Origin of the sequence: Methylobacterium brachythecii (genome assembly GCF_014196345.1) — a bacterium.
Classification (GTDB): domain Bacteria; phylum Pseudomonadota; class Alphaproteobacteria; order Rhizobiales; family Beijerinckiaceae; genus Methylobacterium; species Methylobacterium brachythecii.
Genome location: NZ_JACIDN010000019.1, coordinates 1 through 11490, shown reverse-complemented (window position 1 = coordinate 11490; position 11490 = coordinate 1). Strand labels below are relative to the sequence as shown.

The 11490-nt window shown below is 65.6% G+C and carries 10 protein-coding genes; 3 read left to right on the top strand and 7 right to left on the bottom strand.

Annotated elements, in window-relative coordinates; translation table 11 throughout:
* Positions 1-803 precede the first annotated feature (803 nt).
* Entirely contained in the window at positions 804-1832 is a 1029-nt protein-coding gene (locus GGR33_RS25540) for an IS110 family RNA-guided transposase (RefSeq protein WP_183514985.1), read from the top strand.
* A 418-nt stretch (positions 1833-2250) separates the two neighbouring features.
* Here the strand turns inward: GGR33_RS25540 and GGR33_RS25535 are convergent, their stop codons facing one another.
* From GGR33_RS25535 to GGR33_RS25510, 6 genes are all read right to left on the bottom strand, one after another.
* Entirely contained in the window at positions 2251-3300 is a 1050-nt protein-coding gene (locus GGR33_RS25535; protein WP_183514971.1) for an NAD(P)-dependent alcohol dehydrogenase, read from the bottom strand.
* Between the two features lie 68 nt (positions 3301-3368).
* A complete protein-coding gene (locus tag GGR33_RS25530) occupies positions 3369-4328 on the bottom strand; it encodes a bifunctional helix-turn-helix transcriptional regulator/GNAT family N-acetyltransferase (protein ID WP_183514995.1) in 960 nt (319 codons plus the stop codon).
* Positions 4329-4412: 84 nt separating this feature from the next.
* A complete protein-coding gene (locus tag GGR33_RS25525; RefSeq protein WP_246413472.1) occupies positions 4413-4667 on the bottom strand; it encodes a helix-turn-helix domain-containing protein in 255 nt (84 codons plus the stop codon).
* Positions 4668-4803: 136 nt separating this feature from the next.
* The gene (locus GGR33_RS25520; protein WP_210302223.1) at positions 4804-5187 is read right to left on the bottom strand and encodes a hypothetical protein; all 384 of its coding nucleotides are present in this window, start codon (positions 5185-5187) and stop codon (positions 4804-4806) included.
* 83 nt (positions 5188-5270) lie between these two features.
* On the bottom strand, positions 5271-6482 hold the full coding sequence (locus tag GGR33_RS25515; RefSeq protein WP_183514968.1) for an MFS transporter: 1212 nt from the start codon (positions 6480-6482) through the stop codon (positions 5271-5273).
* 133 nt (positions 6483-6615) lie between these two features.
* The gene (locus tag GGR33_RS25510) at positions 6616-6909 is read right to left on the bottom strand and encodes a YciI family protein (protein ID WP_183514965.1); all 294 of its coding nucleotides are present in this window, start codon (positions 6907-6909) and stop codon (positions 6616-6618) included.
* Positions 6910-7171: 262 nt separating this feature from the next.
* On the opposite strand from GGR33_RS25510, the gene GGR33_RS25505 reads away from it, so the two are divergent.
* Positions 7172-8137: a GlxA family transcriptional regulator gene (locus GGR33_RS25505; RefSeq protein ID WP_183514961.1), complete on the top strand. Its 966-nt coding sequence runs from the start codon at positions 7172-7174 to the stop codon at positions 8135-8137.
* Positions 8138-8387: 250 nt separating this feature from the next.
* Here the strand turns inward: GGR33_RS25505 and GGR33_RS25500 are convergent, their stop codons facing one another.
* Complete coding sequence (locus GGR33_RS25500; RefSeq protein ID WP_246413471.1) at positions 8388-9935, bottom strand: amidase; 1548 nt, start codon at positions 9933-9935, stop codon at positions 8388-8390.
* A 273-nt stretch (positions 9936-10208) separates the two neighbouring features.
* Between GGR33_RS25500 and GGR33_RS25495 the strand changes: the two genes are divergently transcribed.
* Positions 10209-11372, top strand: coding sequence for a dimethylmenaquinone methyltransferase (locus tag GGR33_RS25495; protein ID WP_183514957.1), 1164 nt, complete (start codon positions 10209-10211; stop codon positions 11370-11372).
* The last annotated feature ends 118 nt before the right edge of the window (positions 11373-11490 follow it).

Here is an 11490-nt window from a genome sequence, read left to right as displayed (position 1 = left end):
GCTCACCCGACAAGCTCCGCCGACCAAGCTACCCGTGGAGCAAAGGCCGACTTTGCACTAACCTTGCACTTGGACCACCGTGTGGGGGCCGATCAATTAAGCAAGAAAATTCGTATTAAAAAATATCGAGTATTTAGCTCTGTAAAATGTATGCATTGTCTGCATGGGTAAATGTCCAAATAAAAATACCCATGTTGCGCGCGCGAATCATTAATTTTCGACTAGATTCGAGAATGCTTGCTCAACCCATGCCGGCAAAAGGCAGCGCAGAAGGGAACTGTGCGGGTGTTGCGCCTGAATGCGACTTCGAGATTTGCTTAAACTTGAGGGCGCCCCTAGTCACTGTCGGGCTCGGACATTTTTCCACGTGCCCGGCAGTAGATAGGATGAGTAGAGCGCGTCTGAGGGCGAATGCGAAACTGTTTCGCTTTTGGACTCAGATCGGCTTGCAGCGATCATCAAATTTCTTCGCAGTTCGAACGACCTGCCGCCGAATTCGTCGAAATCAGAAGCTAGTGCTCGCTGCTTTCGGCTGCTCTCGATCTAACCCGATCATTAGCAGTCCGCTGCCTAAGTCGGTTTTCGACCCAATCTTGTCGTAGGCGTGCGATTGGGCGATTCTCGAAAGCGGACGCTGCCTCTGCCAAGTTAGCGGCAGCCGTGCGCCCATCCCGGTCGTTCATTGACCTTGACGTGAACCTCCGAAGCAGATGGGGTGGATGGCTCCCGCTCCAACTGACGGCATCTGAGTGCCAGGATGTGGTTGCTGTCGAAGCAGCCACGCAGATGCAGGAGCCATCCCCATGGAGATTACCACCGTCGGCATCGATCTGGCCAAGAGCATCTTCCAGGTTCACGCCGTCGACGCAGCTGGGCACGTCGCCGTTCGCAAGGCCTTGAGGCGGGCGCAGGTAGTGCCGTTCTTCGCCAAGCTGCCGCGATGCCTGGTCGGCATGGAGGCGTGCGGCACGGCGCACCATTGGGCCCGGGAGCTGACGAAGCTCGGCCATGACGTGCGGCTGATGCCGCCGGCTTACGTGAAGCCGTACGTCAAGCGCGGCAAGACCGATGCGAACGATGCCGCCGCCATCTGCGAGGCGGTGACGCGCCCGAGCATGCGGTTCGTGCCAGTGAAGTCGACCGAGCAGCAGGCGGCGCTGGCGCTGCACCGGACGCGGGACCTGCTGGTCAAGCAACGCACGCAGCTAGTGAACATGATCCGCGGCCTGCTCGCCGAGTTCGGGATCGAGATGGCTCGCGGCCTGCGGCATGCGCTCGAACTGGCGGCCCGGCTTGCGACCGGAGACGCGGCCGAGGTGCCGCCGCTGGCCCAGCGCGTGGTAACTGGGCTGGCTGATCAGATCGGCGCCGTGCAGATCCAGCTCACCCGGTTGGAGAAGGAGTTGTTGGCCTGGCATCGGGCGAGCGACCTGTCGCAGCGCCTGGCGACGATCCCTGGTGTCGGCATCGTCTCGGCGACTGCGCTGGCTGCCTCGGTGAGCGAGCCTGAGCGCTTCCGCTCCGGTCGGCAGTTCGCCGCCTCGTTGGGGCTGACACCGCTACAGAACTGCAGTGGCGGCAAGGAGCGCCTGGGCCGGATCTCGCGCATGGGCGATCGCTACCTGCGCCGCCTGCTCGTGGTCGGCATGACCTCTCTGATCCGGCGCGCGAAGGCGACGCCGACCTCGGTCGACCCGCGGCTGCCAGCGCTGCTGCAGCGCAAGCCGGTGCGCGTGGTGACCGTTGCGGCGGCCAATCGCACCGCGCGGGTCGCCTGGGCGATCATGACCCGCGGCGGCACCTACCGCGCACCGGTGGCCGCTGCCGCGTAAGGAGCACGCTTTTCCAGGTTGCGAGGACGATGAGAGTTGATGGCGAACCGGTCAGACCGGGAGCCGAGACACCCCGCGGTACGTCAAGGGCACCATAGCCCGCAAAGCAGAGTGGGACCCAGCTCGCGGATACCATCAGGGCCAGCGGTCACCATGAACGACTGCATCAACAGGCCGGACACAAGACTGCACCCGACCAACGCGTCAGAAGCTCAACTCGCCACTTGCAATGCGGGAGCCATCCACACAAGACGTACCCGCTCAGGTGCTGCTGATCGTGCCGTAGGCGGCAACCACGGCTGTTTGGTTGACGGACAGAGCCGGTCGAAGACAGTCGGACTGGCCAGCACTCATCTCGATCGTTGGCCGGCTTGGAACGGTGGCGGTCGCGCACGCCCGCACGATCCGATCGCGAAGTTCAGGAGGGCTCGAGCGTCGCCATGTCGATGACGAACCTGTATCGCACCTGACCGCGCTCCATGCGTTCGAAGGCGTCGTTGATGTCGGCGATTGCGATCGTTTCCGTCTCGGGCACGATCTGCTTGTCGGCGCAGAAATCGAGCAGCTCCTGCGTTTCAGGGATGCCGCCCGAGGGCGATCCGGTGATGCGTCGCCGCCCCAGAAGAAGCGGAACCGTGCTCATGGCCGGCATTTCGCCGATCAGCCCGACGATGACCAACGTGCTCTCGATGTCGAGCAGCCGCGCGTAGGGTTCGACTGCGTGCGCGACCGGGACGGTGTCGATGATGAGGTCGAACGACGACGCGGCCGCCGCCATCGCGGTCTCGTCGGTTGAGATCAGGACGCCGGTCGCCCCCAACGCTTTCGCTTCGGCCGCTTTCCCTTCGCTCCGGGTTATGACGGTGACCTCGGCGCCGAGCCCTGCCGCGAGCCGGACCGCGAGGTGGCCAAGCCCCCCGATCCCGATGACGCCCACGCGGCTGCCAGGGCCGATCTTCCACTGCCGAAGCGGGGAATAGACCGTGATGCCGGCGCAAAGCAGCGGGCCGACGCGTTCGGGATCAAGTCCGGGTGGCACCCTCAGCACGAACTCGTCGCGGACGACGATGTGTTTGGAATAGCCACCTTGTGTCACGGTGCCGTCGATCCGGTCGGTGCTGCCGTACGTAAGCGTGGGGCCTTTGCGGCACATGGATTGCTCGCCGCGACGGCACTGGTCGCATTCGCGGCAACTGTCGACCAGCGTGCCGACGGCGACCAGATCCCCCGGTCCGTGGGCAGTCACGCCTTTTCCGATCTCCGTGACCCGGCCGACGATCTCGTGACCCGGCACGATGGGATAGGTGCTCCCTCCCCAGTCGTTTCGTGCCTGGTGAAGATCCGAGTGGCAGACCCCGCAGTAGAGGATTTCGATCGCCACGTCGTGCTCGCGGAGCGGCCGCCGCTCGAACTCCCAAGGTGCAAGTCCGCTCTCCACGCTTCTCGCGGCGTATCCGATGGTCTGCATGTTCGCTTTCTAAGAAGATTGATGGCCCCGCCGACGGGCGGCAAAGGTTCGGCTCAAGCCGTTCGTCGTTACTTTTGCCGAGGTCGAACGAACCGCTGTTCCTGCTGCGGCTTGCCCCATTGATCCCCGACCCACTCCTCGGCCAGCGCGAAGCCGTGCGTTTCGTAGAGGTGACGGGCGGCCGGCAGGCCGGCGACGGTCCAAAGGCGAGTCTCCTCGAACCCTTGAGCATCAACGAAGTCCAGGGCGGTGGACAACAACCGCCGGCCGAGGCCACCGCCGCGGACACATTCGTCGATGATGAACCAGCGCAGGTGAGCGATGTCGCCACCCAGGTCTTCGCCGTCGATGGCGATGGAGCCCACGATCTCGCCGTCCTGCACGGCCGACCAGATCCCGTTCCCGGGGTTCTCCAGGCGGCCGCAGAAGTCCGCGAGGCCGGCTGCGACCACGGATTCGAACCGTTGGCCGAATTCCATCGCGCGGGCGTAGTAGAGCACGTGCATGCCGGTGATCCGAGCGACGATGCCCGGACGGTAGTCGGCCACGATCTCGACCGGTGAAGGCTGTGTGTCCCCGGTTGTCCCACCGAGGGCGTCGGCATAGAGGCGCAGGCCGTCCCTGACCATCCGGTCACGACCCGGAGGCAGCCGGCCCAGCGCATCCCGGACCTGCCGGTCGGCGTAGGCGTGAATGCTGGCCGTTCGCTCCCGGCCCGCCGCGCTCAGGCGGAGCCTCTTTGCGCGACCATCCTCGTCGTTCTCATGCTCCTCGACGTCGGCCGACGCGACGAGCTTGCGAAGCATCCGGCTGACGCTGGATTTTTCGAGGCGCAGCAGCTCGCCTAGATCGCGCGCCGTGATGCCTGGATTGGCTTCGATCTCGATCAAGGCATGAACGGCGGACGGACCCAGGTCCGTCCCCGCGATCCCATCGCTCATGAAGCCGAACTCACGGACAAGGCGGCGGGAAGCGTCGCGGATGCCCTGGACACAGGCAGGATCAGAAGGTCGGCTAACTGGTTGCATTATACAACTATATACGGCTGTTGCGACCCGCGCTAGGGTCACCGCAACCAATGTCGTGGCCCGCCAGCAACCGAAGGTCGGCGCTTAGGTCTTGCTCGCCACGCCCAAGGCGCTCTCGCAACAGCTCGGCAGCGTGGCCCCTTCGAGGTAGCCAACCTCCTCCGCGATGGCGTCGAGGTCGCTGCCGTGCACCAGGGATTTTGCGCGCTCGACTCGAAGGTCTTGGAAATAGGAAAGCTGCGACTTGCCGAGAACGGCCTCGCAGCGACGCTGTAAAATCAGGGTGCTCGTCGCCAGGGCCTTGGCTGCCTCCCGGAGGGAGAACCCTCTTTCAGACATTCGCGCGCCCAACGCTCGAAGCGTTGGACAAGGGGATCACCGGTTACGTGAACGGCCATGCCGATTGGCGATGCCGGCGCTGAGCGAAGCTGAACTGTGGTTGACGGGCGGCTAGCCTACTCAGGTGGCCCAATCCTCAATCCGACAGCCGGCGCAGCGGATTGAGCGGACCGAGCGGTATGAGCTCGAAGGTCATGAGATGGGCTTGGCCGAGGGGCAGCTTTTCGAGCATCGCGTGCGCGGCCGCGGTGTCGGTGACGTTCAGCATGAACACGACCCCGGTGCGCCCCTGCAGCGAATACCATTGGTCGATCTTGCCATCGAGGTAGAGCCCCACCGTCTCCCGGACCTCGGTCGGCAGGATCTCCCGGACCTTGGCGATGTCCGCGCCGGGATCGACCGTGCCGATGGCGAGGATCTTGGTGGTCGGGACCGGCGGCGGCGCGGATTGCGCGCGCGCCGATCCGCAGACGGCAAGGCCGAGGATCAGGGCGGCGGCGGTTCGGTAAGCTGTCGTCATTTCACATCCTCGCTCGTGGCCGGCATGGCGGCCGGGTTGGATTGCAGGCCCGTCCTCGGCAAGTGGGGCGGCCCGGTTGCACGTCAGGCCCTTGCCTCCTCGGGCATGGCGACGGGTGCCGGCGCCGGCCGATCCGGTGTGCCCGCGGCCTTCGCCGCGTCGATCCGCCGATCCGCCAGTTCCGACACGATCATGGCGGCGGCGACGAGGGCGGCCGCGAGATATCCGAGCCGATCGGCTCCCAGGACCTGGATGCCCGCCGCGCCGACGAGTCCCGCCGCGGTGGTGCCGAGGAAGACGGCGGAGTTGTTCAGGCCCAGGATGATCGGCGCGATCTGCGGCGCGATGCCGACGATGCGGTGCTGCTGCGGGACGGACGAGCCCCAGCCGCAGGCGCCCCAGAGGATGGCAGCCGGGAAGGCCGACCACAGCGCGGCGCTGGTCGATGGCAGGAACAGGAAGTCGGCGAGCACCATGGCGAGCATGGCCGCGAGCACCTTGCGGGACCCGACCGCATCGACCAGCCGGCCCGACCACAGGTTCGCGACCGTCCCGGCCGCGCCCCAGGCGACGAGGAGCGCCGCGAGCTTGGCCGGATCGTGCCCGGTCGCACGTCCGAACACGGCGGCGAAGTAGGTGTAGATCGTGAAGGCCGCCGTGAAGAACAGGAAGGTCGTCGTGAGGGTGAGCCCGACGCGCGCATCGGCGAGGGGCGCGAGCCGCTGCCCGAGCGAAACGGCCGGCGGCATCGGGATATGGGAGAGGAAGGCCAGGACCCCGAGCCCGGACAGCGCGGCGAGAGCCGCGACGAAGACCATGGTCCAGTGCCAGTCACCCAGGCCGCCGATCAGGGTTCCGATCGGCGCGCCGAGCGCCGTCGAGACCGTCATGCCGGTGGCCACGATCGAGAGCGCGGCCCCTCTCTTTTCCGGCGGAACGATCGAGGCGGCGGAGCCGGTCGCCGTCGGGAAGAACATGGCCGCGCCGAGCCCGGCGAGCGCGCGCGTCGCGAGGGCGATCGCGAAGCTCGGCGCGATGGCGGTGCCCAGATTGGCGAGAACGAAGACCCCGAGGCCCGCCAGCAGGAGCCGCTTGCGCGGCACGTGCGCCGCCAGGGCCGCGATGGTCGGCGCGAGCAGCGCCAGGGTCACGGCGTAGACGGTCGTCATCTGACCGGCCGCGCCGATGCCGATGTCGAAGCTCTTCGCCACGGCCGGCAGGACGCCGGCCACGACGAAGCTGTCCGTCCCCAGCGCGAACATGCCGAGGGCGAGAACGAGAAGGCGTCGGTCCATGGCTGCACCTACGTGCGGGTGATGAGAACGAAGGCTGGGCACGAGCCCCCGGCGGCCGCTCACCGGGGACGGTCGATCATCCGATCGGCCATCTCCGATGGGGCCTCGCCGGGGGCGCGGCGCGGGGTGCGCCTCAGCGCGGCTGGATGAGCATGCCCAGGGGCGCGAGGGGGCCGACGGGGAAGACCTCGTATTGGGCGAAGCCCTCGGTCACGAGCGGCAGGGCCTCGACGGCGGCCTTGGCCTGCTCCGCGGAGCCGGCTTCCACCAGGAAGATCACGCCGGGCTTGTCCTGCCGATACCAGAATTGCTCGATCCGGCCGTCGAGATAGAGCTTGAGCGTCGCGGGCACCTCCTTCGGCATGATCTGCTGGCGCTGCTCGTCGGAGAGGGGCTTGGTGATCGAACCGATCGCGAAGAACTTCATGAGTGGTCTCCAGGTCGTTGCGGGGCAGTCTCGGGAGCCGCGACGGCGTCCGGTCCTGGTGGCGCGATCGCCCCCATCGTTGTCGTTCGTGCCACTTGTGCGCTCCGGCGCGGGCTGGAAGAACGCGCGACGGCTCAGGCGTTTGACCGCAGCGGGGAGCGTCTCGGCTCCGCGCACCATCCGGTCCCGATGGACACTGGAATAGCTCCGGGCCGGACTTCGCTGTAGTGTCGTAACTGACAACTTTGGTATCGTTCACGCCATGCACATCGTCATCCTCGCCCTGGAGGGCTTGTTCGATACGGGCCTGACCGTGACGCTCGACGCCTTCGCGACGGCCCGCGGCCTCTCGACGAGGCTGATGGGCGGCAGCCCGCATTTCGAGGTGACGACCGTGGGGGTCCGGCGGAAGGTGCGCACGGCGCAGGGGCTGATCGTCCCGGTCGACGTCATCGACCCCGACCTCAAGCCGGACTGGGTGATCGTCCCGGCGCTCAAGGCGACGACGCCCGACGCGCTCGCGGCTGCGCTCGAGCGGCCGGACGTCCGGGACGCGAAGGCCCAGCTGCAACAATGGCACGCGGCCGGGATCTCCATCGCCGCCTCCTGCATCGGCACCTTCCTGCTCGCCGAAGCCGGCCTCCTCGACGGCCGCCAGGCGACGACGACCTGGTCGCTCGCGCCGTATTTCCGGCAATGCTACCCGCGGGTGCTGCTCGACGAATCCCGGATGCTCGTGCCCTCGGAGATCGGCGTCACCGCCGGCGCCGCGATGGGGCACCTCGATCTCGCGCTCTGGCTGATCCGCAAGGCCAGCCCCGAGTTGGCGGCCCTCGTTTCGCGTTACCTGCTGGCAGATATCCGCTCGGCGCAGGCCCCCTACATCATCCCGAACCATCTCGCTCAGGCCGACCCGCTCGTCCTGCGCTTCGAGCGCTGGGCACGGGATCACCTGAGCGGTGGTTTCTCCCTGCAGGAGGCAGCAGACGCGCTCGCGACGAGCCCACGCTCGCTGCAGCGGCGCTGCCAGGCGGTTCTAGGCAAGTCGCCGCTCGCGTATTTCCAGGACCTGCGGGTGGAGCGCGCCCAATCCTTGCTGCACGGCAGCGGCCTCGATCTCGAAGCCATCGCCGCCGAGGTCGGCTATGTCGACGGTGCCACGTTGCGCATGCTCTTGCGCCGTCGACTGGGGCGCGGCGTGCGCGACCTGAGGGCAGACCTCCGCTGATACGATCTGACCACGCCTGGTTCGAACGATCGAAGGAATGACTGTTTTTTGAATCAAGGCCCGCTAGCAGAACGACCGAAACGGGCGACTGCTGTCGTGGTGCGAGCCAGACGAGCCCCAGATTTCGCAAATCGTTTGAGCGGGCCGAAACGAAAAAGTCGGGTAGACCTGCCGCAAGATCGACGTCCGTTTCTGCGCAAGGAGGGCCGAAAGCCGCTAGTCAGCTCTCGGCCAAAACCAGCCTGTCTTCTTAAAGAGATTTTGGAACGTCGATGAATGGCCAGGGATGCGCTTGCTCGTAGGCACGGGCGGCACGAAGCACGAGGTCCTCGCGCAGATACGGGCCGACGACCTGTAGCCCGATCGGCCGGCCATCCTGGGTGAAGCCGCAGGGCACTGAGGCGGCCGGGTGCCAGCTGAGATTGAACGGGTAGGTATAGGGCGCCCAATTCAGCCAATCTTCGCCGAAATGACCGTCCGGTGGCGTGTTGTGCCCGGTCTCGAAGGCAGCGCAGGCTAAGGTCGGGGTGAGGAGCAGATCGAATTTCTCGTTGAAGCGGCCCATAGCGGCGTGGAGGGAAGCCCTGGCTGCGAGAGCCGCACTGTAGTCGGCCGCTGAGACGCTTCGGCCTTTCATCGCCAGCGCCAGGAGGGCGGGATCGAGTTCGCCCCATTTCGCTTCCGGCACGGACCGCACCGCCGACCAGCAGATCGTGAGCCAGATCGGGTCGAGGATAGGCGTAGGATCGGGAAAGCCTGGATCGACCTGTTCGACCTTCGCCCCGAGATCGGAGAAAGCCTTCGCCGCCGTCTCGGTTATCGATTCCACTTCCGGGTCTAGATTTTTCACGTAGCCAAGCCGTGGGCTCCAGGCGATGCGCAGATTCTTGACGCCATGATCGAGCGTGCCGAGCAGATCCGGCAGCGGCCCGTTCGCGGAGGTCATGTCTTTGGGGTCGGGGCCGGCCACGGTTTCGAGCAGAACAGCAGCATCGCGTACGCTCCGGCTCACCGGCCCGAGATGCAGCGTTGCCGCCGCTGGCACCGCAGGAATGCGGCCGAGGCTCGGCTTTATGCCAAACACCCCACAGAATGCGCTCGGGATGCGGATCGAGCCGGCGCCGTCGGTCCCGACATGCAGCACCCCGAGATTCAGAGCGGCCGCGGCCGCTCCGCCAGCCGTCGACCCACCCGTCGTCAGCCGTGTGTTCCAGGGATTGCGAGTGATGCCCGTAAGCGGACTGTCTCCAACGCCTTTCCACCCGAACTCGGGCATGCAGGTCTTACCGAGAATGATCGCTCCTGCGGCAAGAAGCCGAGCCACCACCGGGGCGTTCTCGGAGCTCGGGCTCTCTGCGCTGGTGCGGCTGCCCTTGCGGGTCGGATGGCCGGCCCAGGGGATGTTGTCCTTGATCGTGACCGGGACACCATCCAGCGGTCCGAGCGGCTTGCCCTCTCTCCAGCGATCTGCCGAGTCCTGCGCGGCCTTCAAGGCGCCCCCCGGGTCGAGAACGATGAATGCGTTGATCGACGGATTAAGCGCCTCAATGCGCGTGAAGATAGCCTTCGTCGCTTCGACCGGCGACAGCGATCGGTCCCCATAGGCGATCCGCAGCCTAGAGGCGTCGAGCATCGAGGGATCTCCTGCGGCGGCGAGACCTCTTCCAGAGGGCAACCCAAGCGACGCGAGGGCTAGCGTGCCGACGACTGATCGGCGGGTAAGGCCACCGCTGGGCGCCGATCCTGCGGAAGTCGAGTCGCTGTTACCTTCAGACCTCCTGATCTCCGGATTGGTCATCTCTCAGTTCCTCGACAATGAACGTCGATCACAATCGACTGAACGCTACGGACCCGCATTCGGCACGTCGTTCTCGACCGGGCAGGACGCGCTACAGGTTGAGCCCACCGCTCCGAGTGTCGAGCAATTAGTGGCGGCACACCGAGCATTGCTCGGGTCGCCGTCATCATATTGCACGCGCGCGGGATGACGGATGGTCGATGGTCCTCGACAAGGAGCTCGCCGCCTGTCTTATCAGCCCCAACTGCAAAGGCATGACCGGGAAACCCATCGTTGGACGTCACGCAGATCAGCCATCACGACCTGGACGGCTACGGCGCCTGCGTCGTGGCCGGGTACGTTGCCGACGTGAAGCGGGTCGTTCACGTTCCGCGTTACTCGGATGTCGGAGCGGTACTGCAGACGGAGAGCGAACGCCTTGCGAAGGCATCAGCGCCCGAGCTCCTACTCGTCACCGACCTCAGTCTCGAGGCCGATGCGGTCCAGTTCATCAAGAACTTCGCTGCGGCCAATTTGAAACGTCCGGAGGAGCAACGGCACCGCTTAGTCGTTCTCGACCATCATATTTCCTCCGTTGAACATCTCTCGGCCAAAGGTCTGACGCCGTTGCTATCGGCCGAAGCCGGGGCGTCGGCTTCCTATGATGCCGGCGATTCGCTGGTGCATGTCATCATTGATACAAGTCGCTGCGCGACGCGCATGGTGTTCGAGCATCGCGCGCTCATCGCCGATCGGACCCTCGCGCCGGATCTCGAAGAGCGCTTCGGCACATTCGTCGCGGCTGTCGACGCCTACGACATGTGGCGTACGTCCGATCCAGCTTTCCGGCAGGGTGTCCTCGTCAACGAAGTCCTGTGGGAAAGCGCGTCCGCATACGTTCCGCCAGGCCACCCGTGGCACGATCAATTCATCACCGATCTGCTGATGGCGATCGCGACGGAGCTTCAGAGTGGTGCGTCCCCATCGGAAATCGAACTGAGGGTGCCTGTGCTCCGTAAGGGCGTCGTCGATGCCCTCCTTCAAGACGAGCCGGGCGACGATCGCTCCCTGACGATGCGAGCCCGGCTCTACGCTGCCTTGTCGCATTCTCCGGCTCTGTTCCGAACGCTGTCCGACGGGACCAAGCTGTCGTTCGGCTTGGACGGCGGAGTCTTCCAGGCTGTGTCCGATCACATCATGGGGCGCGGCGATGCGAACCGCATCATCAACGCGGCTCGCGGCGGCGGCATGTCGTTCCGTTCGCGCGATGGCTCCGCTCTGGAAACCGCCAGGAAGTTCAGGGGAGGCGGGCACGCCGACTCCGCTGGCGGAAAGCTGCCGAACGGATCGGCCTTCTCGCTCGCCGATGCCGCCGCGCAAATCGAACCGATCCTCTGCCCTCCTGCTCCGAACGAAGCCGACAGTCCGTTCGCCGCTCTAAAGAATTGGAAGAGCTGACTCGCGGCCTCGGACGTCTCGAAAGCGCCCATCTCGGTCGTTCAGGGCAGGCAGTCATTTGCTCCGAAGCGGACGCTTGAGGTTCGGCAGGAGGAGGCTGTAAGCGAGCGTCCTCGCC